Genomic DNA, 26,647 nt, shown 5'->3' on the forward strand with positions numbered 1-26,647 from the left:
GAACCGCCGTTCACGCGATCTGCTGCAAGTGCTTTGCGTTATGCTGTCTTTCGCGGGCCTCGACTGCTGGACCGATCGGTAGGGCAATAAGGTTGCGCCCCGCCGTCTTCCTTACCGCACCGCGCTCAACACCTTCGGCAGCGCCTGTGCAAACAAATCCATTTCCGCCTCCGGGCCGACGCTCACGCGAATGCAGCGGTTCAGCGGCGCGGCGCCGGGCATGCGGATAAACACGCCGTGCTCCATCAACCCGTCGACGATGGCGCGCGCGTGGGTTCCGTCGCGGCCGCAATCGATTGCAACGAAGTTCGTGGCCGAGGGCAGGGGGCGCAGGCCGTTCTCGGTCGCAATCGCCGCGACCCTCTCGCGCGCCGCGGCAATCCGGCCGACGACGTCGCGCAGGTATTCCTGATCCCGAAGGGCGGCAAGCGCCGCGGCGGTCGAGATCCGCGCCATGCCGAAGTGATTGCGGATCTTGTCGAAGGCCTGCGCGTTGCCGATCGTGCCGATTGCGTATCCGACCCGCGCGCCGGCGAGCCCGTAGGCCTTGGAGAAGGTGCGCATCCGCAGCACGTTCGGCTGGCCGATCAGCGCATCCATCGATGGCGTCGATCCGGCCGGCGCCGTCTCGCAGTATGCTTCGTCGAGGATCAGCAGGCTGCGATCGGGAAGCGCGCGGGCAAAGGCGACGATGCTTTCGGCGTCCCACCAGCTTCCCATCGGGTTATCCGGATTGGCGAAATAGACGAGCGGCGCGTCCTCGCGCCTGGCGGCCTCCAGCAGCCCCTCGAGGTCCTCACGGTCGTCGACATAGGGAACCGTCACCAGTCGCCCGCCATGGCCGTTCACATGATAGTTGAAGGTCGGATAGCCGCCGAGCGAGGTCACCACCGGGGTGCCCGGTTCTACGACGAGCCGGACGATCTCGCCGAGCAGTCCGTCGATGCCGCCGCCGATGGCGATGTTGTCGCGCGAAACGCCGTGATGGAGCGCCAGCGCCTCGCGCAGCTCGAAGTTTTCCGGATCGTTGTACATCCAGGTCTCGCCCGCCGTGCGTCCGATCGCCTCGAGAACCGAAGGCGCGGGGCCGAAGCCGCTCTCGTTGGCGCCGATGCGCGCCTTCACCCTGACGTCGCGCTGGCGTTCGATCGCCTCCGGCCCGACGAAGGGAATGGTGGAGGGCAGGGCGTTGACGAGTGGGGTGAAGCGGGAAAAACCGGACATGGTGTGCGGGTACCTTGATGAAACAGCGATGGGAGACTGGCCGCAGCGATGACGCCGCGCCGGCACGGGCGCCGCACACTAGCGCATAAGAGCGGGAATCAAAATCGGGCGCCGGAAAAGATGATGCGGGGACCGCAACGGGCTTACGTTGTGATCGGCGCGGTATCCGACGAAAGGGACGGATCGTCCGCCGCGAGCGTCAGGAGCGCTGCAGGCCGAACTGCGGCCCGCGCATATAGGGCGCGGGGGCTTGCTTCTGCCGGGCGACGCCGCCGGTGAAGTAATCGGCGCGGACGATCTCGTGCAGCAGGTCTGCGTCGATCTCCTTGATGAACTGCACGCCGATGCGGTGACCGTTGCGGTAAACCTCGGCGCAGCCGACCTTGGCCATGACGCCGACGACACTGAGGTAATAGTGCAGGCCGAGGCCGATCGTCGTGTTGACGGAGAAACTCGCGCCGCCCTGCGAAATGTCGATCAGCTGGCAGGTCCGGACCTTCGGGTAGGCGAGATCGAACCCGACCGAGGTCAGCATGCCCTGGCGGTTGACCCTGAAACGCTCCCACTTGCGTTCGTACAGGCCGCCGCTCTGCCGCTTGTCTACCAGCACCACCATGAGGTTCTCCAGAAACCGGGCATCATGCCATGGCCGGAGTGTTGCAGGGATGTGTTGGCAATACCTGAAGGCGCCTTGTAAAAATTTAGGTAGTGCGGTCTGCAGGTCCGACCGCCGAGCCGCACCCTCTCGCAAATGAAAAGCGGCGCTCCGTCGAACGAAGCGCCGCAAACAGTCCGGTATCGAAAGGGCCTTACTGGAACGCCTGCAGGCCCGTCTGGGCGCGGCCGAGGATCAGCGCGTGCACGTCGTGGGTGCCCTCGTAGGTGTTGACCGCCTCCAGGTTCATGACGTGGCGAATCACGCCGTACTCGTCGGAGACGCCGTTGCCGCCGTGCATGTCGCGCGACTGCCTTGCAATGTCGAGCGCCTTGCCGCAGTTGTTGCGCTTCATCAGCGAGATCAGCTCCGCCGGTGCGCGGTGCTCGTCGAACAGGCGGCCGAGGCGCAGGGCGCCCTGCAGGCCGAGCGCGATTTCCGTCTGCATGTCGGCGAGCTTCTTCTGGATCAGCTGCATCTGGGCGAGCGGCTTGCCGAACTGCTTGCGGTCGAGCGTGTACTGGCGGGCGGCGTGCCAGCAGAACTCGGCAGCCCCCATCGCCCCCCAGGCGATGCCGTAGCGGGCGCGGTTGAGGCAGCCGAACGGGCCGGCCAGGCCGGAGACTTCCGGCAGCAGGTTCTCTTCCGGAACGAACACGTCCTGCATCATGATCATGCCGGTGATCGAGGCGCGCAGCGAGAACTTGCCCTCGATCTTCGGCGTCTCGAAGCCCTTCATGCCGCGCTCGAGGATGAAGCCCTTGATCTTGCCGTCATGCGCTTCCGACTTCGCCCAGACGATGGCGATGTCGGCGATCGGCGAGTTGGTGATCCAGTTCTTGGCGCCGGAGACCATGTAGCCACCGTCAACCTTCTTGGCCCTCGTCACCATGGAGGAAGGATCGGAGCCGTGGTCCGGTTCGGTCAGGCCGAAGCAGCCGACCCATTCGCCGGAGGCGAGCTTCGGCAGGTAGCGATGGCGCTGCTCGTCGGTGCCGTAGGCGAAGATCGGGTGCATGACGAGCGAGGACTGCACCGACATGGCCGAGCGATAGCCCGAATCGACGCGCTCGACCTCGCGGGCAACGAGGCCGTAGGAGACGTAGTTGGCGCCGACGCCGCCGAATTCCTCCGGGATGGTCGGGCCGAGCAGGCCGAGGGCGCCCATCTCGGTCATGATCTCGCGATGGAAGATCTCGTGGCGGTTGGCCTCGAGCACGCGCGAGGCGAGCTTGTCCTGGCAATAGGCGCGCGCCGCGTCGCGGATCATCCGCTCCTCGTCGGTCAACTGGTCCTCGAGCAGGAAGGGGTCTTCCCAGTCAAAGGCGGCCATCTTCGCGCGGGCCAGTTCCGGAGTTGCTTTGTGATGTACGCTCATCGCAGGGCTTCCTCTCGCAATCGTGTCGTTGCAAGAGTGCTACATCAGGACGGCACCGACTTGAAGGGGGCCGGCCCGGCGGCCGCGCTGGCACTCTGCGTCTTTCCGCATGGCTTCATGCGTGGGCAGAATGAGAGCCCGCAAGCACTGCGCGCAGATCGGCCCTGTTTGATCGCCTACGGGCTACGCGCAATGCCAGCGGATGCCTCAGGCCGAGCCCTCGTCGGTCTGGCGTTGCAGCAGCCACTCATGCTCCTCGGCATTGTGGAACTTCCACACCCGTTTCGGTCCGGCCATGACGTTCAGGTAGTAGAGATCGTAGCCGTGGCAGGTGGCGCAGGGATGATAGCCGCGCGGCACCAGCGTCACGTCGCCGTCCTCCACCGCCATCGCCTCGTCGAGCGAGCGGTCGTCGGTATAGACGCGCTGGAAGGCAAAGCCCTGCGGTGGATTGAGCCGGTGGTAATAGGTCTCTTCGAGCATGCTTTCGTTCGGCGGGTCGTCGCGGTCGTGCTTGTGCGGCGGATAGGAGGAGGTGTGTCCTTCCGGCGTGATCACCTCGACGACGAGCAGCGAATGCGCCGAACCGTCGTCCTCCGGCATGATGTTGGTGACATGGCGGACATTGCTGCCCGTGCCGCGGACGATCTGCGGATGGGTGCCAGGCGGGATCGCCTTGGCCTTGTGCTCGCCGCCGCCCGGCGCCGAGCAGACGGCGAGCTCCAGCTCGGTCTCCGCCGTCACCGACCAGTTGGAACCGGCCGGCACGTAGAGCGCGTGCGGCGGGCCCTCGAACGGGCTCATGCGGGCGCCGAGCACGCCGAAACTCTCGCCATCCGCCGTCGCCGTGCCCCTGCCGCTGACGAAGACGAGGCACACCTCGCGGCGCCCTGTCTCGGCGGCAGCGATCTCGCCGGGCTTCATCCGGTGCAGGTCGAAGCCGACATAGCTCCAGCCGGCAGTCTCCGGCGTCACATGCGTCACCCGGCCATGAGTGCCGTTCGGCTTGATGAGCAGATTGGGCATGGGGTTCTCCTAATTTGGCCTGGACCGGGGCAATCGCTTCCGGGATAGGTTATCTCCGATTCAGCCCCGCCTCCTTCGCGAATGCCTTCAGCGCCTGCAGCCCCATCGACTGGTATTCGAACGGGTTGCGCACCAGGGGGTCCTGTTCGGCCTCGATCACCAGCCAGCCGTCATAACCGTGCTCGGCAGCGCACTTCAGCACCGGCAGGAAGTCGACGCCGCCTTCGGGGTCGCCGGGCACGGTGAAGACGCCGCGGCGCACGCCCTCGAGGAAGGACAGCCGCTCGCCCTCGACTTGCCGGCGGATCGCCGGGCGCACGTTCTTGGCATGGATGTGGCGGACGCGGTTCATGTACTTGCGCGCCAGTTCGGCCGGGTCCGAGCCGCCGAACCAGGCGTGGCCGGTGTCGAGAAGAAGCTTGGTCGCGGGTCCGGTGTTCGCCATGAGGCGGTCGATCTCCTCGCCCGTCTGCACCACCGTTCCCATGTGGTGGTGATAGACGAGGTCGATGCCTTGCTCGGCGCAATATTCGGCAACCGCCTCAATATCGGCGCCGAATTTTTCCCATGCGCCGTGCGGCAGCACCGGCTTGTCGGCCAGCGCCTTGGAATCGTCGCCATGGATTGCATTGGAGGTCTCGCACACGATGCAGACCTTGCAGCCGTTCACCTTCAGCATGTCGAGATGCGGCTGGATCGCCCGTTTTTCGGCCTCGACGTCGTGGGCAAGCAGGTTCAGCGAGTGCCAGCCGGAGACGAAGACGAGGTTGTGCGCCGCCAGAACCCGTTTCAGCGCTTCGCCGTCGTCGGGCATCTTGTGGCCCTTCTCGATGCCGTCGAAGCCGATCGCCTCGCAGTCGGAAAGACAGTCCTCAAGCGTCAGGTGCGCACCGATCGTCCGGTCGTCGTCATTGCTCCAGGCGATCGGGTTGGTGCCGTAGCGGATCATGTCGGTCGTTCTCCCCATACCATGTGAAGTCTAATACCCCTTCCGCCCTGCCGGGCACCCTCCCCACACGCGGAAGGGAGAAACGCGGCGCCCGGCTTCCTCTTCTCCCCAGCGGGGGAGAAGGTGGCGCGAAGCGCCGGATGAGGGGGGCGATCCCTCGGCGTTTGCGATAGCCCCCTCATCGCCTCGCTTCGCTCGGCACTTGTCCCCGCTGGGGAGAAGAGGGTGTCCGGGGCGGCGCCACGCGCTTTCCTCCCCCTTGGGGGGAGGCCCGGCAGGGCGGGAGGGGGTTCCTTCTTTGCACGCGTCACCGCTGCGCCCTCCGCGCCGCGTCGTACTTCTCGCGGGCCGCGTTCACCTCGCCACGCGGGCTGACCTCGGGCACGGCGACGTCCCACCAGTGGCCGCCGGCTTCGGTGGTCGCCAGCGGGTCGGTGTCGATGACGATGACCGAGGTGCGGTCGTTGTCCTTGCTCTGCGCAAGCGCCGTTTCGAGGTCGGCGATCGACGACACCTTGACCGCGACGGCGCCCATGCTTTCGGCGTGCGCCCGGAAGTCGATGTCCGGCATCGTCTCGATCTGCGCGTCCTTCAGCAGGTTGTTGAAGTTCGCCCCGCCGGTTGCCATCTGCAGCCGGTTGATGCAGCCGAAGCCGCGATTGTCGAGGACGACGACGGTCAGCTTCTTGCCGAGCATCACCGAGGTCGAGAGCTCCGAGTTCAGCATCATGTAGGAGCCGTCGCCGACCATCACGACCACGTCCGCCTCGGGGCGGGCCATCTTGACGCCGAGCCCGCCGGCGATCTCGTAGCCCATGCAGGAAAAGCCATATTCCAGGTGGTAGCTGCCCGGCTTGCCGGCCTGCCAGAGCTTGTGCAACTCGCCAGGCAGACCGCCGGCGGCGCAGACGAGGATGGAATTCTCGCCGCCGATCGCCCGCTGGACCGCGCCGATCACCTGGGCGTCGGAGGGCAGGGCGGCGTTGCTCGGGGCGATGGCACGGTTCACGGCCGCCATCCATTCGGCCTTGCGCCTGGCCGCCGCCGCCTCGACGGCCGCCGGCGCCTTCCAGCCGCCGAGCGCCTCCGATAGCAGCGTCAGGCCGTCGCGGGCATCGCAGACGAGCGGCAGGCTGTCGTGCTTGGCGGCGTCAAAGGCGGCGGTGTTGAGGCCGACGATGCGGGCGCGCTCGTTCCGGAACAGCGCCCAGGAGCCGGTGGTGAAATCCTGCAGCCGCGTGCCGACCGCGAGGATGAGGTCGGCCTCCTCGGCAAAGGCATTGGCGGCAGACGTGCCGGTGACACCGATTGCGCCCATGCAGAGCGGATGGTCGTCGGGGATCGCCGACTTGCCGGCCTGGGTGACGGCGATCGGCACGCCGTGCATGCCGGCGAACGCCTTCAGTTCGGCGGTGGCGCGCGAATAGAGCACGCCGCCGCCGGCGATGATCAGCGGCCGCTCGGCCTGGCGGATCGCCTCGATCGCCGCGGCAAGCTCGTCGGCGTCCGGCCGCGGCCGCCGCACCCTCCAGACCTTCTCCTCGAACAGGCCTTCCGGGTAGTCGTAGGCCTCGGCCTGGACGTCCTGGCAGAGCGACAGCGTCACCGGACCGCAATCGGCGGGATCGGTGAGAACCTGCATGGCGCGCCGCAGCGCCGGGATGACCTGCTCGGGGCGGGTGATGCGGTCGAAGTAGCGCGAGACGGAGCGGAAGGCATCGTTGACGGAAACGGTGCCGTCGCCGAAGTCCTCGGCCTGCTGCAGCACCGGATCGGGGATGCGGTTGGCGAAGACATCGCCGGGAAGAAAGAGAACGGGGAGGCGGTTGACATGTGCCACGCCTGCGGCGGTCACCATGTTGAGTGCGCCGGGGCCGATCGAGGTACTGCAGGCCATGAAGCGCTGGCGAAAGCTCGCCTTGGCATAGGCGACGGCTGCGTGCGCCATGCCCTGCTCGTTATGGGCGCGATAGGTCGGCAATTCCTCGCGCACCTGGTAGAGCGCCTCGCCCATGCCGGCGACGTTGCCGTGCCCGAAGATCGCCCAGACGCCGGCGAAGATCGGCACCTGCCTGCCGTCGACGACCGTCCTCTGTGCCTTCAGGAAATGCGCCACGGCCTGCGCCATCGTCAGCCGGATCGTCCTGGCCATTCGTTCCTCCCGCGGTTGTCCTTCTCCCACCGCATTCTCCATATTCCCCTCCCCAACCCCTCCCCACAAGGGGGAGGGCTTGATCTGCCGCACCCGCATTCCAACCCGCAACCGTGCAGCCCAGGAGCGATGCTGCAACGGTGCCCATCAGGGCGGGGCGGCGCGCCCAATCAGCCCATCCCCCTTGAGGGGCGGGGAGGGGATTTTTCCACTATTCAGCGCGCGTCCCGAGCCACGCCTCAGTCAATTCGCGGAACCGCCTGGCCATGTCGGCGACCGCGGCCTCGTCTGTCATGTTCCCTTCGAGCCACTGCCGCGCCGCCTCGGCGAAGATCGTCCTGCCCACGGCAAAGCCCTTCACGCTCGGCGCTGCTTTCGTCGCCTCGAAGGCCCGGATCAATTCCGCCTTCGGTGCCTCGAGGCCGAGGAGCACGATGCCGCGGCAATAGGGATCGTTCCTCGCGATCACCGCCTCGATATTCTGCCAGGCTTCCGCCGAGGCTTGCGGTTCGAGCTTCCACCAGTCCGGCTTGATGCCGAGATCATAAAATTCCTGCAGCGCCGTCGAAACTGTCGTGTCGCTCAATGGGCCGTTCTTGCCGGCGATCACCTCGATCAGCAGCTCGCGGCCGACCCGTCGCGCGGCCTCGAAAAGCGTGCGCAGCTTCTGCTGCTGCTCGCTCTTCAACTCCGGCGGATCGTCCGGATGATAGAAGCACAGGCATTTGATGCAATGGTCGATCGGCCATTCGGCGAGCTGCGAGCCGATGTCCTGGCTGAACTCGAACCGCAGCGGCTTCGATCCGGGCAGTTCCACCGGTCGTCCGATCCAGCAAAAATTCTTGGTCGCCGCATCGAACAGGGCGTCGCGTCCGAAACGCTCGTCGATCAGCATGCCGTAGCCCGGCCGCCCGTCCGCGACCCGCGCGGCGGCCTGCACCGCCAGGCGCTTGAAGGCGGAAATGCGTTCGTGCGGCGCGCCGAGCCGGTCGACGATCTCGATGAATTGCGCGCGGTGATCGCAGGCAAGCGCCATCAGTAGCGGGATTTCGCTGCGGCGCGTCGTGGCCCAGTGGATATGATTGATCGCCTCGTCCTTGCGCAGCGCCCGGTGCTTGCTGCCGTTTTCGAGGAAGAACTGCAGTTCCGCCCAGGTCGGATATTCGGGCGAGCAGAGCAGGCGGGAGACGGCGAAGGCGCCGCAGGCGTTGGCCCACGTCGCCGACGTTGCGTGATCCTCGCCGGCGAGCCAGCCGCGCAGGAAGCCGGACATGAAGGCGTCGCCGGCGCCGAGCACGTTGTAGACCTCGATCGGAAAGCCCCGGCCGACGATGCCGTCCTCGAGATCGTCGCTGATCGGTCCGTCATAGACGATGCAGCCCATCGCGCCGCGCTTGAGCACGATCGTCGCGCTGGAAACGGAGCGAATCGCCTTCAGCGACGACAGCACGTCGTCGGCGCCCGCCGCGATCATGATCTCCTCTTCGGTGCCGACGATCAGGTCGCAATCCGGCAGCACCGATTTCATCAGCGCCGAGACCCGCTCGGACTTCACGTAGCGCTCGAAGCCTTCCGCGTGGCCGGCCAGCCCCCAGAGGTTGGGGCGGTAGTCGATGTCGAAGATGACCTTGCCGCCGTTTTCGCGGGCGATGCGGATCGCCTTGCGCTGCGCAGCCTCCGTGTTGGCCCTCGAAAAATGCGTGCCCGACACGAGCACGGCGCGCGCCGAGCGGATGAATGCCGCGTCGATGTCGTCCTCCGAGAGCGCCATGTCGGCGCAGTCGGTGCGCACGAAGATCATCGGCGAGACGCCTTCGGCCTCGATCGCCAGCAGCACCAGCGCCGTCAGCCGCTCCCTGTCGGTGACGATGCCCGCCGTCGACACGCCTTCGCGGGCGCATTGCTCACGGATGAAGCGACCCATCTGCTCGTCGCCCACGCGCGTTATCAGGCCCGATCTCAGCCCAAGTCGCGCCGTGCCGATCGCGATGTTCGCGGGACAGCCGCCGACCGACTTGGCAAACGAGGTGATGTCCTCCAGACGGCTTCCGATCTGCTGGCCGTAGAGGTCGACCGAGGAGTGGCCGATGGCAATGACGTCGAGCTGGCTGGCTCTCGGGGCCTCCGGATCATGATTCGGCATGGGTCCCTCCATCGCACGCGCGGATGTCCAGGCTATACGGCGCCCAGTCGGATGAAGCCTCAATTCCGAACCCGCAGTCAATTCGGAAGATTGGGCTCCGTCTCTACGCCCGGCGGGGCACCTGTGACCGGTCGAAGCGGTGTTGCTACTCGGGCGGCGCCACCGGCGGCGCCGCAGAGCGATCCCGGTGGTTGCTCGCGAGCGGGGTGAAACCTGCGGTGAAGCTGCCGGAAATAACGAGCGCCGGCCGGGAAGCCGTTAAAAAGTCGCATCTGGAGCTGAAACCAGTTGATAAGGGCGCCCGTTTTCTTTATCAGCCCCAGCGTGGACGGAGAGGTGGCCGAGTGGTCGAAGGCGCTCCCCTGCTAAGGGAGTATACCGGGAACGGTATCGAGGGTTCGAATCCCTTCTTCTCCGCCATCCACATCCGCTCCCGGGCCGGCTTCGTCTAGAACTGCAAAACGACCTGCTGATGCCACAAATCCGTGGCACATCTCCCATATTGCCATCTGTCGCGGAGACGAGGGTCGGATGCCGTACGAGCTTTTTTACTGGGACGGGATTCAGGGGCGGGGGGAATTCGTGCGGCTTGCGCTCGAAGACGCCGGCGCATCCTACATCGACGTCGCCCGTGAGCCATCCCGTGGTACCGGCGAGATGCTGGCCCTCTTGAGCGATACGGCAAGGGGAGACATTCCCTTCGCCCCGCCGTTTATCAAGGATGAGGGCGTGATCGTTTCGCACGTGGCAAACATCCTCATGTACCTTGGTCCCAAACTTGGTCTTGCGCCAAGGGAAGACGCGCTGCGCTGGTATGCCAACGGGCTCCAGCTGACGATCACCGACCTCGTGGCAGAGATACACGACACGCACCATCCGATTGCCGTCTCGAAATATTACGAGCAGCAGAAGACGGAGGCGAAGGCGCGTTCGACCGAGTTTCTGAAGAACCGCATGCCGAAATTTCTCACCTACTTCGAGCGGGTGCTGCAGCAGAATCCGGCTCACAGCGGCTATCTCGTCGGCAGCGGGACGACGTATGTCGATCTTTCCCTGTTCCAGGTCATCGAAGGCCTGGTGTACGCCTTTCCGAAAGCGATGAGCGGTTATGAAGGGCGCTATCCGGGCATTGCACAGCTTCACCATTCGGTCAGCCGCAGGCCGAAGCTTGCGGCATATCTTGCCTCGCCGAGGCGGCTGGCCTTCAACCAGGACGGAATATTCCGCCATTATCCCGAACTCGACATCGGCGGGTAGCGGCAGTTGCGCCGCATACGCTCGCGCGGAATCCTCCGCTTTCTCCCATGGCATTGATGATTTGAAGCAGTGTCGGGCACGGCGGCTCACGAAACATTTACCGCCGCAGCCCGCGCAAAGCTTGCACGGACCACCGCTGTCCGCAACCATAGGGCTGCTTTTGACGGGGCTCGGAGGCAATCAATTGAAAACCGGAACCGGACCGAAAAAGACCGTTACGATGTCCAGCAGAGCGGGAAATGGATCGTGACGGTGCGCACCGACGACAGCACGGCGCATAGGGCTTCGCCACCGAGCAGGAAGCACGGCATTTCGAGGAGATGCAGGCTCGCAAGCTCGGGTTGAAGTGACGTCGGCGCTCGGCTGACGTGATGGGGCACGCGTGTCGCGCACAAGCGTGGCCGACAGGCGCGCACGTGCCTGTGCATGCACGGAACCGCCGCCGAATTGCCGGCAGAAAGTCACAATCCCGGTTTCTTTTGCATCGGCAGCACTGCTGATTGGGAGACTTGGTGGCGTTCGTTTGCGGCGAACATCTGTTATCCACTATCCACGAAGGCAGAAGCGGTGATTCGCGGCGGCGGCTGTCTGCCGGGCGGATGCTTGCCAGATGCGACGAGGAGACGAAACATGACGAATGCCCGGGTCCACGAGATCGCCGAAATGCGACCCAAGATCACCGTGATCGGCGTCGGCGGCGGCGGCGGCAACGCCGTCAACAACATGATCACCGAGAACCTGCAGGGCGCCGAGTTCGTCGTCGCCAACACCGATGCCCAGGCGCTGACCATGTCGAAGGCGTCGCGGATCATCCAGCTCGGCACCGCCATCACCGGCGGACTCGGCGCCGGCGCCCATCCGGAGATCGGCCGGGCCGCCGCGGAAGAATCGATCGACGAGATCATGGACCACCTTTCCGGCACGCACATGTGCTTCGTGACCGCCGGCATGGGCGGCGGCACCGGCACGGGGGCGGCCGCCGTCATCGCCCAGGCCGCCCGCAAGGCCGGCATCCTGACGGTCGGCGTCGTCACCAAGCCCTTCAGCTTCGAAGGTCGTCGCCGCATGCAGATGGCCGACGAGGGCATCATTCGCCTGCGCGAGAGCGCCGACACGGTCATCGTCATTCCCAACCAGAATCTCTTCCGGGTCGCCACCGCCAACACCACCTTCGCCGACGCCTTCGTCATGGCCGACCGGGTGCTCTATTCCGGCGTCAGCTGCATTACCGACCTGATCGTCAAGGAAGGCCTGATCAACCTCGACTTCGCCGACGTCCGGGCGGTGATGAAGGACATGGGCCGGGCCATGATGGGCACCGGCGAGGCCACCGGCGAGGGCAGGGCGATCAAGGCCGCGGAAGCGGCGATCGCCAACCCGCTGCTCGATGAGGCCTCCATGCAGGGCGCGCAAGGGGTGCTGATCTCGATTTCCGGCGGCACCGACATGACGCTGTTCGAAGTCGACGAGGCGGCGTCGCGCATCCGCGACGAGGTCCATCCCGATGCCAATATCGTGGTCGGCGCGATCTTCGACCAGGACCTGGCCGGCACCTTCCGGGTGTCGGTGGTGGCGACCGGATTGGGCGCGGGCGAGGGAGAAGCCGTGCAGGACGCCTACGCCGCCGGCGCGGCCGCCGTCGTCAACTTCCAGCGCTGATGCCTGGCGCCCGAAGGCATGCGCGCTTTCGGGACAAACACGGCAGAGGACAAGAGCATCATAGAGCAGACCGCGCCAATCCATGTCGACGCGGTCTGCCTCGAACCGGATCAGAAATTCCGCTGCAAGCGGATCACGCCGCCCCAGTCTTCCGCCTCGGAACCGGCCTTCTCGTCCATGCGGTTGCGGTAGTTGAGTTCCGGCGTGACGGTGAAGCCGGGCACGATGGTATAGGTGAGGTTCAGCGCCGCCTCGGTGTCCCCGCCATCGTCGAAGTTGGCTGACGCGTTCATCGTCGCCTTTTCGGTCATGCGGATCGAGCCGCCGACCCACAGTGCCCAGTCGCCGCTCCAGCGCGCATAGTTGTTGGGCTGGTCTCCGTCGGTGTTCCAACCGCCCATGGCGAACAGCTCGACCGGGCCGAGGCTGCCATCGACCCGCAGCTTCAGGGCGCCCGCCTTCACCGATTCGTCGTAGCCGCCGACGGCGCGCACGCGGAACGAGCCGCCGTCATAACCGACGGCAGCCACCAGATCCGGCATGTAGCCGTCGGCTGCCCGGTTTTCATCGGGCAGCACGAACGGTGTGTTGTCGTCGGTGCCGTCTTCGGCCGCGGCGGCGAAGCTGAGGCCGCGACCGGTGTCATAGGTGTAGCGGATCTGGGTGCGGGCGAAATCGCCATAGTCGACATCGTAGTAGTCGTTGATGGTGTTGCCGGCATATCCGGTGAACTGTGCATAGAGGGTGTCGGAATAGCCGATGCGCAGCCCGCCGAGTTCGACAAAGCCGTCCTCAAGGTCGATCTCGGTCGGCCCGTTGTCGTCGTTTTGCAACCGCGCTTCCGCGAAAGTCGTGAGTGCTCCGAACTCTGTGTCTGTCGCCGTGCCGACGCGCAGGGCGAGTCGCGACCGCGTCGACCACGAATCGCCGCCGCCGCCAGGAGAGGTGTCCTGCCCGTTCGGATCGCCCGCCGAGGCCTCGACGCGCAGATAACCGCCGGTCTTCAGGCAGGTCTCCGTGCCCGGGATGTAGAAGTAGCCGGAGCCGAAGGCGTCGCAGACGCGCACATATTGCGGTTCCGGTGCCGCTGAGACGATCGCCTCGGCCGCGCTGGCGCTGGAGGCCGCCAGCGCGGTGGCCGCCAGAGCGGTGGCGGCAAGAAGGAAATGCACAGGGCGCATTTGCCTGCTCCGTCGAGGTGCCGGCCGCCGGCCAGTGATCTCAGTCGTCGCTACGTCGCTTGGTACGACCGATGTCGCCGCCTCCGATATCGACGCGGATCTCGCCGCCGATGCGCAGGCACGTCGCGCTGCCGGGAAGCTGCACGTAGCCCGGTCCGAAGGTGGCGCAGGGATTTTCCCGTCGCTCCTCCCAATGCGCGCCGTCCTTGATGGCATCCTCCGCCGCGGCGCTGCAGGCGCAGGCGACAAGTGCTGCGAGGGCCAGCGGCAGAAGCCTGGCAGCCGTGGATGACATCAGCCGACCTCCGTTTTCATGGCCGCCGTCATGTTCACCGATCCCGCACCTGCAGGCAAGGCAACATGACCGGCATTCGAAGCGCTTGCTTAGCCGGCGGACTGGGCAAAACCATGGCAAGAGCAGCACCGCCGGCGTTTGTCAGGGGGTATAATAGTTTATACCTTGTCGATAAGCGGCGTTATGATGCGGAAGCAAAGTAAAATAAATGCAGCATCGTAGGTAACTGCAGTAATACTTACGAACAGCAGTGTTACCGAGATCAAAGTTTGCATGTAATTTTCCAGCTAATTGGAGCGTAAAATCAAGAAGTTAAGAAATATATAAAAATTGTGACGTGTTAATATTGCAACAAGACTTCCTGTAGCCCCTCAAGGTCAGCATTTAATCTGAATTTGTCTGTTGCGTGGCGCCGGTCGGGCTGCAATGTGGCGCCGGCAGGCCGGGCTCCCAACCCGGGACTGCATCGGTCGGCGGGGCGAGCCAGGGTTTGTCCGTCGACGCCAACAGAGAATGTTTGACTGGAGGTCAACAATGAACATCAAGAGCCTGCTTCTTGGCTCCGCTGCAGCTCTCGCAGCAGTTTCCGGCGCCCAGGCTGCCGACGCGATCGTCGCCGCCGAGCCGGAGCCGATGGAATACGTCCGCGTCTGCGACGCCTTCGGCAAGGGCTACTTCTACATTCCCGGCACCGAGACCTGCCTGAAGATCGGCGGTTACATCCGCGTCGACTTCAATGGCGGCGACATCAACGGTCAGGACACCGACGGCAATGGCGTCGGCGACTCCTGGAAGACCCGTTCGCGTCTCAGCCTGCGCCTGTCGACGGCGTCCGACACCGAATACGGCGCGCTGAAGACCTACGCCGAAGTTCAGGCCCAGCGTGACGACAACACTGGTGGCGGAACCAACCTCGCACACGGCTACATCGAACTCGGCGGCGTTCTCATCGGTTACACCGGCACGCTCTACTCCGACTTCACCGGCGACGCCGGCAAGACCATCAAGGACTTCTACGACGTCGACTACGGCGACTTCGATCGGACCCAGATCCGCTACACCTACGATGCGGGCAACGGCTTCTCCTTCGCGTTCGCGGTCGAAGACGACAGCAACACCGACAGCAAGTCCGTCGCCGACTATCTCGTAGCGGACGACAACTACATGCCCGACCTCGTTGCCGGCATCGGCTACAACGGCGGCGCATGGAAGCTCCGCGCTGTCGGCGGTTACGACGAGTCGATGGAAGAGGGCGCAATCAAGGTTCGCGGCGACCTGTCGCTCGGCCAGGTTTCGCTGTTCGCGATGGTCGGCTGGAACACCGACGGCGACTTCAAGAACAACTACGCCCGTTGGGATGGTGACTGGGCTGCCTGGCTCGGCGCTTCCTACAGCCTGACCGAGAAGGCCACGCTGAACGGTTCGATCAACTTCGACGACGGCGACAATGTCGAGGCCTCGCTGAACGTTGCCTACCAGGTCGTTCCGGGCTTCACCATCACCCCGGAAGTCAACTACCGCAGCGATGCCGACGAGAAGCTTGGCGGCGGCGCAGAAGATTGGGGCGGCGTCATCCGCTTCCAGCGTAACTTCTGATCGGACTTCCTCGAATCGGAAACCCGGCTCCGGCCGGGTTTCCTTTGCGCCGATTCAGCGCGCGATTCTCGAATCGGTACAGGTGACGGCGGCGTCACCGATGTCGCCAGGCAGGTGCCGCAGCTCGCATGTGTGTCGCCTGTCGCCGCGAATCCGGTGGTTTTTGCCGCGAGTCCCGGATGAATCGACCTCCGCATGGCCTGCGTGCTATGTGAGATACGCTCGGCTAAGTGCCCGAATCGTAAGGCACTTTATTAACGGCTGGTAAATTTCGCCGTCCCCCGGTTACGTTTTTGTGTCCTTTGCGCAACAGGAGAACCGGAAGGGTGAGGCAAACGCTTCGTTCAGGCGGTTTGCCGATTGCCTCCGCATCCCCGTCTTGTATTTTCAACTCCGGAAGCAGGGGCGGTGATCGTCCGCTTCCTGAACTTGGGGATGGGGCAGGGAAACGCTGTCCTTCAGCAAAAAGACCCAGACCCGATTGAAACTTTTGACTGGAGGTCAGAAAATGAACATCAAGAGCCTTCTTCTCGGCTCCGCTGCTGCTCTGGCAGCAGTATCCGGCGCTCAGGCTGCCGACGCAATCGTCGCCGCCGAGCCGGAGCCCATGGAATATGTTCGCGTCTGCGACGCGTTCGGCACCGGTTACTTCTACATCCCGGGCACCGAAACCTGCCTCAAGATCGGCGGCTACATCCGCGTAGACTTCAAGGGCGGCGACGTCCTCGGTCAGGACGCAACGAATCCTGCCGCCTCCGACAACGGTGACACCTATGGCACCCGCACCCGGGCGATGCTCCGCTTCCAGACGGCAACCGACACGGAATACGGCGCGCTGAAGACCTACGCCCAGATCGAAGCCAACCGTAACAACAACACTGGCGTCGACACCAACCTGGCGCACGGCTACATCGAGTTCGCCGGCCTCCTGATCGGTTACACCGACTCGCTGTTCGCCGGCGGCTACATCGGTGGCGGCTACGCAGCCAACGACTACATCCTCGTCAACTACGATGGCTCGGCTCGCACCCAGATCCGCTACACCTACGGCGACGTTGACAACGGCTTCTCGTTCACCGCTGGCCTCGAAGATCCGTCTGATGCCAGCGGCCTCGGCTTCGACGGTGAAACCGCTAACACCTACGTCCCGAACGTTGTCGGCGGCCTGAGCTACTCGGCTGGCGGCTTCCAGGCGTTCCTCGTTGGCGGCTATGACGCCGTTGTCGAAGAAGGCGCCATCAAGGGCCGTATCAACGCCACCTTCGGCGCCTTCAGCGCATTCGTCATGGCTGGCTGGAACACCGACGGCGACACGCAGAACGCCTACGCCCAGTGGGGCGGCGACTGGGCTGTCTGGCTCGGTGCACAGTACCAGGCCACCGACAAGCTGGCGATCTACACCGACGTCAACTTCATGGATGAAGGCGTTCGCTCAGACGGCACCGTTGGCGGTAACGCCGGCACCGTCGAAGTCACGGTCGGCGCTTCCTACGCCGTCGTTCCGGGCTTCACCATCACTCCGGAAGTCGTCTACGTCTCCGACTACAGCGACTTTGGTGGCGAAGACGCCAACGATTGGGGCGGCTTCCTGCGCTTCCAGCGTTCGTTCTAATCTGATCTGACCTCGGTCAGTTTGGACGGAGCCCGGCTTTCGAGCCGGGCTCTTGCTTTTGGGCGGTTCGAATTCGGCGGGTCGCGGCCGCATGTTTCCGGCAATGGTTGCCGATACGGACACGGTTGCCGATCTCCAGATGTTTGCGATTGGAGGGCTGGCGTCTGCAGTGCGTTTCAGACGTCGCGTAGAAAATCCAGCAGAGCGGTAAAGACGTCCGGCTTGTGCAGCAGCGGGGCGTGGCCCTGACCGCGGGCCGTGTATCCGCGCAGGTGCGGCTGGCGCGTCGCCATCGCCGCAAATGTCTCAGCCGACAGAAGGCGCGAATGCTCGCCGCGGATCGCCATCAGCGGCATCGCCCGGAACGCATCGAATTGCGGCCAGAGATCGGGCAGGGGGCGACTCAGGTCGAGCGTTCGCAGTTGCGCGGCGATCGCCGGATCGAAGTCTGCGACAATCCGGCCGTCCCGTTCGGCGTAGATCGCCCTTGCCATATCCTGCCAGTCGGCATCCGTCAGTGCCGGGAAGGCGGCGCCGTGTGTCTTGCGCAGGATGCCCGCGGCCTCGTCCCAGCTCCTGGGCCGTTCGTCACCTCCGAGATAACGGGCGATCTCCCGCAATCCCTCCGCCTCGATCACCGGGCCGATATCATTGAGGACGACGGCCGCGACCGCCTCCGGCCGGGTCGCGGCGAGAAGGTGAAGGATCAGCCCGCCGCGCGAGGTGCCGATGAAGGCGGCGCGGTCGATGCCCAGTGCCGTCATCACCGCCAGGACGTCACTGCACTCCACGGAAAGGTTGTAGTTCGCCTTTTCGCCGTCCCAGGCCGACCTTCCGCGGCCGCGATAGTCCAGCGTGATCACGCGCCGGCCCGAATCGTCTCCGGCGGCGATCAACGACGCGAGCGGGTGGAAGTCGCGGCAGTTGCGGCTGAGGCCGGCAAGGCAGACGACCGGCGTCCGTCGCGCCGCAGCGGGATCGCGGGAGCGGTAATCGCGGGCGTAAAGCAACAGCCCGTCCGGCGCGGGAAGCTGGTGTTCGTCGAACATAACTTCACGATCCTGACTCATTCCGCTCGTTTCTCCGATCGGCCGCGAGGCAGACGCTCTCCTGGTCGGGGGGCGTCGCCTATCGGCCCATGCGAAGATCGTGGACGATGTCGGCGTTCTGGCCAAGCCGGGTCTTGTAGACCTGGTAGTTCTCCATCACCCGCTGCACGTAGGCGCGCGTCTCCGAAAACGGAATGCGCTCGACCCAGTCCACCACCTCGTCGATCGTCTTGCCGCGCGGATCCCCGTAGCGGGCGATCCACTCGTCTACGCGCCGCGGCCCGGCATTGTAAGCGATGAAGGTCAGGACATAGGACCCCTCGAACGCGTCGATCTGCTCTCCAAGGAAATGCGAGCCGAGCGTCGCGTTGTAGGCCGCGTCGCTCGTCAGTCGGTCCGGGGAATAGGCAAGCCCGTAGCGCTTGGCCACGCCCTGCGCCGTTCCCGGCAACAGTTGCAGCAGCCCCCTGGCGTTGGCCGGCGATATGGCGGCCGGGTTGAAGGCGCTCTCCTGCCGGGCGATCGCATAGGCCAGCGCCTTGCCGGAGCCGGTGATATTGGCGCTGGCGGGGATGACGCCGACCGGGAAGGCGAGGGCGGCGACATCGATGCCGCGCCCGAAGGCGATCTTGCCGACCTGCAGCGAAAGCTGGTGGTCGCCGGCGTCCTCGGCAAGGGCCGCAAGCAGCGCCAGTTCGCCCGGGCTCTGCAGTTCCTCCGCGAGCGCGCGGTAGAGGCTGGCCGCCCGCCAGCCGTGGCCGGCAGCGGAAAGCCTGGCGATCGCCTGCACCGCTTCGCGGGAGTAGAAGCGTTGCCGCTCCTCGGGCGAAGGCCGCGGATAGGCGACGTTCAGCGTCGTCCGGCCGATCCGGGCGGCGGCGAGTTGGCCGTAATAGGTTCCGCCGAAATTGGCGGCCTTCTCGTAATATTCGCGCGCCTGCGGGCCGCCGCCAGCTTCGGCAGCGCGCCCAAGCCAATACCAGGCGCGCGAGACCGCGAGCGGACGGTTCGAGACCTGCAGGATGCGGTTGAAGTGCGCTGCCGCCGATTTCGGGGCATCGAGGCCGCGCAGCGCATACCAGCCGGCATGGAATTCCGCCTCCACCACGTCGGTTTCGCTTCGGGCGGCATGGGCGGCGGCGAGGCGATAGGCCGCCTTGTAGTTGCCCTTGTCGGCAAGACCGCGGCTGGCGATGCGCTGCTCCACCCACCAGGCGGCGGCGGTGAAGCCGTCTGCTTCCTTCGGCAGGCCGCGGGAGAGAAGCTGGGCGGCGAGTTCATAGTCGTCGGCCCGGTTGGCCAGTTCGGCTCGGAGGAACGCATAGGCCGGGTCCTTGCGCCAGGACGAATCAACGGCCTTCACCAGCGCATCGGCATTCTTCGCCTTGCCGATCACCGCCGCCCAGGCGCGCTGCAGCGACTGCGCCCTGGCGAGTTCGCCGAAGCGCTCGGCCTGCTGCGCTCGATCGCGATAGAGCAGCATCTCCATCCGCCGGCGATGGTCGTCGGGCGTGAGGAGGGCTCCGAACTCGGCGAGGACCTTCGTCTCGATGTCCTTGTCGAGGATCTCGCCGTACCAGAACGGCCGCAGCGTTCCCGCGGCCGCGGCGCTGTCGCCGGTGGCAAGCCGGGCGCGGGCCAGCAAAATTGCTCCGTCCACTGTTTCAGCGCGCGTCGTTCCGAAGGCTGCAAGCACGTTGGGGGCAGAAGGGTTCTCGCGTGCCATGGCGCGTTCCGAATTGGCCCGCAGTACCTTCAGCCCCGGCCAGCCCCTCAGGACCTTCTGTGCCGTTGCGATCTCGTAGGAGGGCACGCCCGGCTGGCCGGAGACGGCGATCGCCCAGGTCAGGACGCGGCGATCGAGGCTGTCGGGCGGCATGGCGTCGCGGATCCTCAGCGCCTGCGCCGGATCCTTCCCGGACAGGGCGTCGAGGCCACTGGCAAGGCTGGCAGATGCCGGAGCAGGGGCGGTCGGCCCGGGTGTGGTCGGGAAAGGGGTGGTCGGGGCGGGCGTGGTCGGGACAGGGCCGGCCTCGCCGCGGTCGCTGGGGAAGGGGATGGCCTCGGTGCCCGGGCGCGCCGGCATGCCGGCCGCATAGCCCAGTGGCTTGAAGCGCGGCAACGGCACCTGTCCGTCAGGAAGCGATGTGGCGAGCGTCGCCGGAGCGATGCTGCACGCAGCCACCACCGAAATCACAGCCAGGCGTCTGTTTGTGGTCATGAAGCGATCGGCCCGTCGATTGTCCCCAAGCATGGCGCTCCGAAACCATGTGGACCGATTAACGGATCGTTGTGTTAACGAAGCGTTACCGGTCACTGTCAGCCCTGTGCAGGCGACACCGTTCGGGAGGCTTTCGCCTGCCGGACAGGATGTCACCAAATGGGTCGACAAGCACGAAAACGCTACCTCCGCCGCTTGCCGGGCGACCGCCACATGATTATGGTGCGCCAGTTTCTAACCATGGAATACGGCCAAAGATGGGTTCCGCCCGAACCGCTGGCCTCCAGGAGTTCTCTATGTTCCAGGGGTCCTTACCCGCCCTCGTCACCCCTTTTACCGAAGGTGGTGCGGTCGACGAGACCGCATTCGCCGAGCATGTCCAATGGCAGATCGCCGAGGGTAGCCACGGGCTGGTGCCGGTCGGGACGACCGGCGAATCCCCCACGCTTTCGCATGACGAACACAAGCGCGTGATCGAACTGTGCATCGAGGTTGCCGCCGGCCGCGTGCCGGTGATCGCCGGCGCCGGTTCGAACAATACCCGCGAAGCGATCGAACTGGCGCAGTACGCCGAAAAGGCTGGGGCCGACGCGATCCTGGTGGTGACGCCCTACTACAACAAGCCGACGCAGAAGGGCCTCTTCGCCCACTTCGCGGCAATCGCCGAGAGCGTCAAGCTGCCGATCGTCATCTACAACATTCCCGGTCGTTCGGTGATCGACATGACGCCGGAAACCATGGGGGCGCTCGCCAAGACCTATCCGACGATCGTCGGTGTCAAGGATGCGACCGGCAGGATCGAGCGGGTCTCCGAGCAGCGCATCGCCTGCGGCAGGAAGTTCATCCAACTGTCCGGCGAGGATGCTACGGCACTGGGTTTCAACGCCCATGGCGGCGTCGGCTGCATTTCGGTGACCGCCAACGTCGCCCCGCGGCTTTGCGCCGAGTTCCAGATGGCGACCCTGGCCGGCAATTACGCCGCGGCCCTGGAATACCAGGACCGGCTGATGCCGCTGCACAAGGCGATCTTCATGGAGCCGGGGGTTTGCGGGGCGAAATACGCGCTGAACCGGGTGCGCGGCATGAACCGCACCGTCCGTTCGCCGCTGCTTTCGACGCTCGAGCCGGCCACCGAGGCAGCACTCGACGCGGCACTCCGGCACGCCGGCTTGCTGGACTGAGGTACGCAATGGCAACCAAGGCCAGGCCGACGACGGTCAAGAAGATCGTGGCGGAGAACCGCAAGGCCCGCTTCAACTACGAGATCGTGGACACCTACGAGGCCGGTCTGGTGCTGACCGGCACCGAGGTGAAGTCGCTGCGCGAGGGCAAGGCCAACATTGCCGAATCCTACGCCTCGGACGAGGGCGGCGAGATCTGGCTGATCAATTCCTATCTGCCGGAATACCTGCAGGCCAACCGCTTCAACCACGAGACGCGGCGGCGTCGCAAGCTGCTGTTGTCCAAGCGCGAGATGCACCGGCTGCAGAACGCGGTCAACCGCGAGGGCATGACGCTGGTGCCGCTGAAGATCTATTTCAACGATCGCGGCCGCGCCAAGCTGGAACTGGCGCTTGCCAAGGGCAAGAAGCTTCACGACAAGCGCGAGACCGCCAAGGAACGCGACTGGAACCGCCAGAAGAGCCGGCTGCTAAAGGATCGCGGATAATTGCCCGCCACGCTTTCCCGGCGGGGCTGGTCGTCGCAGGCATAGGTGGGGGCTTCTGCGTATCTGCCTCTCTGCGTATCTGCCTCTGACCATGGCGGAGAGGGGACTTGGCGGCGCCGATCGCGTCTTGCCACGGATAACGATGCCGGCGCCAGCTGAACCATTGCAGTCGACTCGATCCCGACGGGACCGACACATTTTTCCCTGATTATCAACGACGCCGCAGGCCTGCCGCGGCGGTCTCAGAACTGGCGATAGAGCATCGTGATCAGCGACTGCTGCGGGGTGTCCGCCGCTTGCGCCAGATCGGCAGTGGCGCTGCTCGGGGCGGCACCTTCGGGCGCCATCAGCGACGACAGCAGCGCCGACAGCTCGGTGCTCTCCATCGCAAGCCGCGCCGGCGAAGGCCGTGACGCGGGCTCGATTGCTTGCGCCGGGACCGGTCCACCGGATGGCAGGCCGCTCGGGCCATAGAGAAAGCCGAAGCCACCGTCATCGACCGGTTCGGCAACCGAGGGCAACGGCTGGGCCGGCGTCAGCGCGGCGAGCGCGGCGGCTGCCGCCGCCGTCCGCTCGCGGCTGGGCTGGGCGCGGCCGGCCGCAACCTGGTGCGCGGTCGCGCTGATGTTCGATACTGCACTCAACATCGGCTGGGGTTTTCTCCTCGACAGGCCCGTCGTTACCACGAGCGAATTGAGAAACCCTGAGCAGAAACGGTCGAATTTTATGCAATATCACTGGGCGCCGGATGGCAGCGGTCAGGTCCTCAGGTCGCCACGTCGTCGGCGGAGTGTTCGGCCGGCCTCGCCGGCCGCTCGGAGGGATCGCGGCCGATCTCGGCCTTTAAGGTGACGAGGTCGATGAAGTAGTCGGACTGGCGGCGCAGGTCGTCGGCGATCATCGGCGGCTGCGTGGCCATCGTGGATACGACCGAGACCTTGCGGCCCTTGCGCTGCAGCGCCTCCACCAGCGTGGTGAAGTCGCCGTCGCCGGAAAAGATCACCAGATGATCGACCACCTCCGACTGTTCCATGGCATCGATTGCCAGTTCGATGTCCATGTTGCCCTTGATCTTGCGGCGGCCGAGCGAGTCGGTGAACTCCTTGGCCGGCTTGGTCACCACCTTGTATCCGTTGTAGTCGAGCCAGTCGATCAGCGGGCGGATCGAGGAGTATTCCTGGTCCTCGATCAGCGCGGTGTAGTAGTAGGCCCGCAGCAGGTAGCCACGTTTCTGGAAGGCCTTCAGCAGCTTCCGGTAGTCGATGTCGAAGCCTAGCGTGCGCGAGGCGGCATAGAGATTGGCGCCGTCGATGAATAATGCGATCTTTTCGCGGGGATCAAACATTCGGGCGTATCCTCTTTTACGCAAGCACTTGAAAAATCTCGTCCAGTCCGAAGGGGGAAGCAGGCCCGGATCGTAAACATTACGAGGCGATCATATAATCATATACGGCATTTAGGTCAGGGCCCACAATTTTCCAACCAAACCGCGGTTGAAAGCGGCGAAATTGTGGTGACACTCATTGCTTGTGCCGGCCCGTGCCGCGCCCGCCCATGAACGGACGGGATTCGAGGCGGGCGGTGGGTGCTGGGCAAGGAAAAACTTGAATTTGCGGCCCATTGATTGTATCGGGCATGCAAACTCCTGATATTTTCGACCGCAAAGGACAGGCAATGGCCCGTGTCACCGTTGAAGACTGCATCGACAAGGTCGAGAACCGCTTCGAACTGGTTCTCCTCGCAAGTCACCGTGCGCGCCTCATCTCGCAGGGCGCTTCCATCACTGTCGATCGCGACAACGACAAGAACCCGGTCGTCGCCCTTCGGGAGATCGCCGACGAAACGCTTTCGCCGGGCGACCTGAAGGAAGACCTGATCCATTCGCTGCAGAAGCACGTCGAAGTCGACGAGCCCGAGCCCGATGCCGCAGCCCTCGCTTCCGACGAGGCCGGCTTTTCCGTTGCGGAGGACGAGGACGAGCAGCCGGAGGTCGTCACCTTCGACCGCATGTCGGAAGAGGAACTGCTCGCCGGCATCGAGGGCCTTGTCGCCCCGGAGAAGAGCGACGATTATTGATGGCGGACTGACCATCTCCTATATGATGTGAAGCACAGTGCGCCGTCCCACGATCGGCGCACTTTTTCGTTGCTGCGCGGGTTCGCGAAGTCGCCGCCGATTTCGGCCTTGCGCAAGGTCAATGTGGTACTGCGTCCCTGACGTCCGGCCGGATGCACGGGGACGGTGGGAGCTGTAACCGGATGATGCGCCAATATGAACTCGTCGAGCGGGTTCAGCAGTACAAGCCCGATGCCAACGAGGCCCTTTTGAACAAGGCCTACGTCTATGCCATGCAGAAGCACGGGCAGCAGAAGCGCGCGAGCGGCGATCCCTACATCTCCCACCCGCTCGAGGTGGCCGCCATCCTGACCGACATGAAGCTCGACGAGTCGACGATTGCGGTGGCGCTGCTCCACGACACGATCGAGGACACGACGGCGACCCGCGCCGAGATCGATGAGCTCTTCGGCGAGGACATCGGCCGGCTCGTCGAGGGGCTGACCAAGATCAAGAAGCTGGACCTGGTCACCAAGAAGGCCAAGCAGGCGGAAAACCTGCGCAAGCTGCTGCTGGCGATTTCCGACGACGTGCGCGTGCTGCTCGTCAAGCTCGCCGACCGTCTCCACAACATGCGCACGCTCGACCACATGTCGGCTGAGAAGAAGGCGCGCATATCCGAGGAGACGATGGACATCTATGCGCCGCTGGCCGGGCGCATGGGCATGCAGGACATGCGCGAGGAACTCGAGGACCTGGCCTTCCGGCACATCAATCCCGAGGCCTATGAAACGGTGACGCGGCGGCTTGCGGAGATGTCGCAGCGCAACGAGGGCCTGATCCGCAAGATCGAGGCCGAACTCGGCGAACTGCTGGTGGCCCACGGCCTGCCGACGGCGGTCGTCAGGGGGCGGCAGAAGAAGCCCTATTCGGTCTTCCGCAAGATGCAGTCGAAGTCGCTGTCCTTTGAGCAGCTGTCGGACGTCTATGCGTTCCGCATTCTCGTCGACGACGCGCCGGCCTGCTATCGCGCCCTTGGCATCGTGCACACGCGCTGGCGCGTCGTGCCGGGCCGTTTCAAGGACTATATCTCGACCCCGAAGCAGAACGATTACCAGTCGATCCACACCACGATCATCGGCCCGTCGCGCCAGCGCATCGAACTGCAGATCCGCACCAGGCGCATGCATGAGATCGCCGAGTACGGCATCGCGGCGCATGCGCTCTACAAGGACGGGGAGTCGAACGGGAACGGCGAGAAGTCGCCGCCGTCCAACGCCTACGCGCTGCTGCGCCGTACGATCGAATCGCTCGCAGAGGGTGACAATCCGGAGGAATTCCTCGAGCACACCAAGCTGGAACTCTTCCAGGACCAGGTGTTCTGCTTCACCCCGAAAGGGCAACTCATCGCGCTGCCGCGCGGCGCGACCCCGATCGATTTCGCCTACGCCGTCCACACCAATATCGGCGACACCTGCGTCGGCGCCAAGATCAACGGGCGGATCATGCCGCTGGTCACCCGGTTGAACAACGGCGACGAGGTGGAGATCATCCGCTCCGGCATCCAGGTGCCGCCGCCCGCCTGGGAAGAGATCGTCGTGACCGGCAAGGCGCGGGCGGCGATCCGTCGCGCCACCCGCGCGGCCGTGCGCAAGCAGTATTCCGGGCTCGGCTACCGCATCCTCGAGCGCACCTTCGACCGGGCCGGCAAGTCGTTCTCGCGCGACGCGCTGAAGCCGGTTCTGCACCGGCTCGGCCATAAGGACGTCGAGGATTCGATCGCCGCGGTCGGCCGCGGCGAACTCTCCTCCCTCGACGTGCTGCGGGCGGTGTTCCCTGACCACCAGGACGAACGCGTCACCGTCAAGCCCAGCCAGGAGGAAGGCTGGTTCCCGATGCGCAGCGCCGCCGGCATGGTCTTCAAGCTGCCGGGCACGTCGAAGGCGCAGCTCAATGCGGCGATGGGCTCCGGCCCCGAAGCGCTGCCAATTCGCGGGCTGTCCGGAAAGGCCGAGGTGCATTTCTCCGAAGGCGGCGCGGTGCCCGGGGACCGCATCGTAGGCATCATGGAGAAGGACAAGGGGATCACCATCTATCCGATCCAATCGCCGTCGCTGCAGAAGTTCGACGACGAGCCGGAAAGGTGGATCGACGTGCGCTGGGACCTTGACGAGGCCAACAACACGCGCTTCATGGCCCGCATCATCGTCAATGAGTTGAACGAGCCGGGTTCGCTTGCCGAAGTGACGCAGGTCCTTGCCACCGGCGACGTCAACATCCGCGCGCTGACGATGAACCGCGTCGCAGCCGACTTCACCGAGGTGCAGATGGACCTCGAAGTCTGGGATCTGCGGCAGCTGAACCAGATCATCAGCCAGCTGAAGGAACTGCACTGCGTCTCGACCGTGTCGCGCGTCTTCACCTGAGGCAGAGCTCGGGCGGCGTGCATAGATGCCTGTTTCCTGGTCGGTCGGCATGCGCCTCCTGCATGGCTGAGCTTCGGTCCTGAGGCTGGTTGCCCCGGGC

General features: G+C 65.0%; 21 protein-coding genes and 1 tRNA gene. 9 read left to right on the top strand and 13 right to left on the bottom strand.

Going from position 1 to position 26,647, the window contains the following annotated elements:
* Positions 1–111 precede the first annotated feature (111 nt).
* The 7 genes from C7449_RS01805 to C7449_RS01835 form a co-directional block, all read right to left on the bottom strand.
* Positions 112–1,224, bottom strand: coding sequence for a pyridoxal phosphate-dependent aminotransferase (locus C7449_RS01805; RefSeq protein WP_108001053.1), 1,113 nt, complete (start codon positions 1,222–1,224; stop codon positions 112–114).
* Positions 1,225–1,423: 199 nt separating this feature from the next.
* Positions 1,424–1,840, bottom strand: a complete 417-nt coding sequence (locus C7449_RS01810) for a PilZ domain-containing protein (RefSeq protein ID WP_108001054.1) — start codon at positions 1,838–1,840, stop codon at positions 1,424–1,426.
* 193 nt (positions 1,841–2,033) lie between these two features.
* Positions 2,034–3,257, bottom strand: a complete 1,224-nt coding sequence (locus tag C7449_RS01815; RefSeq protein ID WP_108001055.1) for an acyl-CoA dehydrogenase — start codon at positions 3,255–3,257, stop codon at positions 2,034–2,036.
* Between the two features lie 207 nt (positions 3,258–3,464).
* The gene (gene iolB / locus C7449_RS01820) at positions 3,465–4,283 is read right to left on the bottom strand and encodes a 5-deoxy-glucuronate isomerase (RefSeq protein WP_108001056.1); all 819 of its coding nucleotides are present in this window, start codon (positions 4,281–4,283) and stop codon (positions 3,465–3,467) included.
* A gap of 49 nt (positions 4,284–4,332) precedes the next feature.
* Positions 4,333–5,232 carry a myo-inosose-2 dehydratase gene (iolE, locus tag C7449_RS01825; RefSeq protein WP_108001057.1) on the bottom strand — a complete coding sequence of 300 codons (900 nt, stop codon included), beginning with the start codon at positions 5,230–5,232 and terminating at the stop codon, positions 4,333–4,335.
* Between the two features lie 307 nt (positions 5,233–5,539).
* Entirely contained in the window at positions 5,540–7,384 is a 1,845-nt protein-coding gene (gene iolD / locus C7449_RS01830) for a 3D-(3,5/4)-trihydroxycyclohexane-1,2-dione acylhydrolase (decyclizing) (protein WP_108001058.1), read from the bottom strand.
* Positions 7,385–7,595: 211 nt separating this feature from the next.
* Entirely contained in the window at positions 7,596–9,527 is a 1,932-nt protein-coding gene (locus C7449_RS01835) for a bifunctional 5-dehydro-2-deoxygluconokinase/5-dehydro-2-deoxyphosphogluconate aldolase (RefSeq protein WP_108001059.1), read from the bottom strand.
* Positions 9,528–9,857: 330 nt separating this feature from the next.
* Between C7449_RS01835 and C7449_RS01840 the strand changes: the two genes are divergently transcribed.
* The 3 genes from C7449_RS01840 (at position 9,858) to ftsZ (ending at position 12,443) form a co-directional block, all read left to right on the top strand.
* Positions 9,858–9,947, top strand: a tRNA-Ser gene (locus C7449_RS01840).
* Positions 9,948–10,058: 111 nt separating this feature from the next.
* Positions 10,059–10,784, top strand: coding sequence for a glutathione S-transferase (locus tag C7449_RS01845; protein ID WP_108001060.1), 726 nt, complete (start codon positions 10,059–10,061; stop codon positions 10,782–10,784).
* A 630-nt stretch (positions 10,785–11,414) separates the two neighbouring features.
* Positions 11,415–12,443: a cell division protein FtsZ gene (ftsZ, locus tag C7449_RS01850; protein ID WP_108001061.1), complete on the top strand. Its 1,029-nt coding sequence runs from the start codon at positions 11,415–11,417 to the stop codon at positions 12,441–12,443.
* A gap of 110 nt (positions 12,444–12,553) precedes the next feature.
* Here ftsZ and C7449_RS01855 read toward each other — a convergent pair whose 3' ends face one another.
* Both C7449_RS01855 and C7449_RS22375 read right to left on the bottom strand, forming a co-directional pair.
* Positions 12,554–13,624 carry a porin gene (locus tag C7449_RS01855; protein ID WP_108001062.1) on the bottom strand — a complete coding sequence of 357 codons (1,071 nt, stop codon included), beginning with the start codon at positions 13,622–13,624 and terminating at the stop codon, positions 12,554–12,556.
* Between the two features lie 40 nt (positions 13,625–13,664).
* A complete protein-coding gene (locus C7449_RS22375; RefSeq protein WP_108001063.1) occupies positions 13,665–13,919 on the bottom strand; it encodes a porin in 255 nt (84 codons plus the stop codon).
* Between the two features lie 534 nt (positions 13,920–14,453).
* Between C7449_RS22375 and C7449_RS01865 the strand changes: the two genes are divergently transcribed.
* Together C7449_RS01865 and C7449_RS01870 are read left to right on the top strand one after the other, a co-directional pair.
* A complete protein-coding gene (locus tag C7449_RS01865) occupies positions 14,454–15,515 on the top strand; it encodes a porin (protein WP_108001064.1) in 1,062 nt (353 codons plus the stop codon).
* A gap of 508 nt (positions 15,516–16,023) precedes the next feature.
* Positions 16,024–17,127, top strand: coding sequence for a porin (locus tag C7449_RS01870; protein WP_108001065.1), 1,104 nt, complete (start codon positions 16,024–16,026; stop codon positions 17,125–17,127).
* 176 nt (positions 17,128–17,303) lie between these two features.
* Here C7449_RS01870 and C7449_RS01875 read toward each other — a convergent pair whose 3' ends face one another.
* Both C7449_RS01875 and C7449_RS01880 read right to left on the bottom strand, forming a co-directional pair.
* Positions 17,304–18,197, bottom strand: coding sequence for an alpha/beta fold hydrolase (locus C7449_RS01875; RefSeq protein ID WP_108001066.1), 894 nt, complete (start codon positions 18,195–18,197; stop codon positions 17,304–17,306).
* Positions 18,198–18,255: 58 nt separating this feature from the next.
* Positions 18,256–20,397, bottom strand: a complete 2,142-nt coding sequence (locus C7449_RS01880; RefSeq protein ID WP_108001410.1) for a lytic transglycosylase domain-containing protein — start codon at positions 20,395–20,397, stop codon at positions 18,256–18,258.
* Positions 20,398–20,693: 296 nt separating this feature from the next.
* Here C7449_RS01880 and dapA point away from each other — a divergent pair, with 296 nt between their 5' ends.
* Together dapA and smpB are read left to right on the top strand one after the other, a co-directional pair.
* Positions 20,694–21,578 carry a 4-hydroxy-tetrahydrodipicolinate synthase gene (dapA, locus tag C7449_RS01885; protein ID WP_108001067.1) on the top strand — a complete coding sequence of 295 codons (885 nt, stop codon included), beginning with the start codon at positions 20,694–20,696 and terminating at the stop codon, positions 21,576–21,578.
* 8 nt (positions 21,579–21,586) lie between these two features.
* Complete coding sequence (gene smpB / locus C7449_RS01890; protein WP_108001068.1) at positions 21,587–22,066, top strand: SsrA-binding protein SmpB; 480 nt, start codon at positions 21,587–21,589, stop codon at positions 22,064–22,066.
* Positions 22,067–22,308: 242 nt separating this feature from the next.
* On the opposite strand, the gene C7449_RS01895 is transcribed toward smpB, so the two are convergent.
* Both C7449_RS01895 and C7449_RS01900 read right to left on the bottom strand, forming a co-directional pair.
* On the bottom strand, positions 22,309–22,713 hold the full coding sequence (locus tag C7449_RS01895; protein WP_108001069.1) for a hypothetical protein: 405 nt from the start codon (positions 22,711–22,713) through the stop codon (positions 22,309–22,311).
* Positions 22,714–22,832: 119 nt separating this feature from the next.
* Complete coding sequence (locus C7449_RS01900; protein WP_108001070.1) at positions 22,833–23,411, bottom strand: LabA-like NYN domain-containing protein; 579 nt, start codon at positions 23,409–23,411, stop codon at positions 22,833–22,835.
* Positions 23,412–23,740: 329 nt separating this feature from the next.
* Between C7449_RS01900 and rpoZ the strand changes: the two genes are divergently transcribed.
* Together rpoZ and C7449_RS01910 are read left to right on the top strand one after the other, a co-directional pair.
* The gene (gene rpoZ / locus C7449_RS01905; protein ID WP_108001071.1) at positions 23,741–24,142 is read left to right on the top strand and encodes a DNA-directed RNA polymerase subunit omega; all 402 of its coding nucleotides are present in this window, start codon (positions 23,741–23,743) and stop codon (positions 24,140–24,142) included.
* Between the two features lie 182 nt (positions 24,143–24,324).
* Entirely contained in the window at positions 24,325–26,547 is a 2,223-nt protein-coding gene (locus C7449_RS01910) for a RelA/SpoT family protein (protein WP_108001072.1), read from the top strand.
* The last annotated feature ends 100 nt before the right edge of the window (positions 26,548–26,647 follow it).

The sequence above is a fragment of the Mycoplana dimorpha genome, assembly GCF_003046475.1.
Taxonomy (GTDB): domain Bacteria; phylum Pseudomonadota; class Alphaproteobacteria; order Rhizobiales; family Rhizobiaceae; genus Mycoplana; species Mycoplana dimorpha.

What these genes read in the sequence shown, in the direction of transcription:
- C7449_RS01805 (WP_108001053.1), bottom strand. Translation starts at nt 1,224, where the DNA reads ATGTCCGGTTTTTCCCGCTTCACCCCACTCGTCAACGCCCTGCCCTCC.
- C7449_RS01810 (WP_108001054.1), bottom strand. Translation starts at nt 1,840, where the DNA reads ATGGTGGTGCTGGTAGACAAGCGGCAGAGCGGCGGCCTGTACGAACGC.
- C7449_RS01815 (WP_108001055.1), bottom strand. Translation starts at nt 3,257, where the DNA reads ATGAGCGTACATCACAAAGCAACTCCGGAACTGGCCCGCGCGAAGATG.
- iolB (WP_108001056.1), bottom strand. Translation starts at nt 4,283, where the DNA reads ATGCCCAATCTGCTCATCAAGCCGAACGGCACTCATGGCCGGGTGACG.
- iolE (WP_108001057.1), bottom strand. Translation starts at nt 5,232, where the DNA reads ATGATCCGCTACGGCACCAACCCGATCGCCTGGAGCAATGACGACGAC.
- iolD (WP_108001058.1), bottom strand. Translation starts at nt 7,384, where the DNA reads ATGGCCAGGACGATCCGGCTGACGATGGCGCAGGCCGTGGCGCATTTC.
- C7449_RS01835 (WP_108001059.1), bottom strand. Translation starts at nt 9,527, where the DNA reads ATGCCGAATCATGATCCGGAGGCCCCGAGAGCCAGCCAGCTCGACGTC.
- C7449_RS01845 (WP_108001060.1), top strand. Translation starts at nt 10,059, where the DNA reads ATGCCGTACGAGCTTTTTTACTGGGACGGGATTCAGGGGCGGGGGGAA.
- ftsZ (WP_108001061.1), top strand. Translation starts at nt 11,415, where the DNA reads ATGACGAATGCCCGGGTCCACGAGATCGCCGAAATGCGACCCAAGATC.
- C7449_RS01855 (WP_108001062.1), bottom strand. Translation starts at nt 13,624, where the DNA reads ATGCGCCCTGTGCATTTCCTTCTTGCCGCCACCGCTCTGGCGGCCACC.
- C7449_RS22375 (WP_108001063.1), bottom strand. Translation starts at nt 13,919, where the DNA reads ATGTCATCCACGGCTGCCAGGCTTCTGCCGCTGGCCCTCGCAGCACTT.
- C7449_RS01865 (WP_108001064.1), top strand. Translation starts at nt 14,454, where the DNA reads ATGAACATCAAGAGCCTGCTTCTTGGCTCCGCTGCAGCTCTCGCAGCA.
- C7449_RS01870 (WP_108001065.1), top strand. Translation starts at nt 16,024, where the DNA reads ATGAACATCAAGAGCCTTCTTCTCGGCTCCGCTGCTGCTCTGGCAGCA.
- C7449_RS01875 (WP_108001066.1), bottom strand. Translation starts at nt 18,197, where the DNA reads ATGAGTCAGGATCGTGAAGTTATGTTCGACGAACACCAGCTTCCCGCG.
- C7449_RS01880 (WP_108001410.1), bottom strand. Translation starts at nt 20,397, where the DNA reads ATGACCACAAACAGACGCCTGGCTGTGATTTCGGTGGTGGCTGCGTGC.
- dapA (WP_108001067.1), top strand. Translation starts at nt 20,694, where the DNA reads ATGTTCCAGGGGTCCTTACCCGCCCTCGTCACCCCTTTTACCGAAGGT.
- smpB (WP_108001068.1), top strand. Translation starts at nt 21,587, where the DNA reads ATGGCAACCAAGGCCAGGCCGACGACGGTCAAGAAGATCGTGGCGGAG.
- C7449_RS01895 (WP_108001069.1), bottom strand. Translation starts at nt 22,713, where the DNA reads ATGTTGAGTGCAGTATCGAACATCAGCGCGACCGCGCACCAGGTTGCG.
- C7449_RS01900 (WP_108001070.1), bottom strand. Translation starts at nt 23,411, where the DNA reads ATGTTTGATCCCCGCGAAAAGATCGCATTATTCATCGACGGCGCCAAT.
- rpoZ (WP_108001071.1), top strand. Translation starts at nt 23,741, where the DNA reads ATGGCCCGTGTCACCGTTGAAGACTGCATCGACAAGGTCGAGAACCGC.
- C7449_RS01910 (WP_108001072.1), top strand. Translation starts at nt 24,325, where the DNA reads ATGATGCGCCAATATGAACTCGTCGAGCGGGTTCAGCAGTACAAGCCC.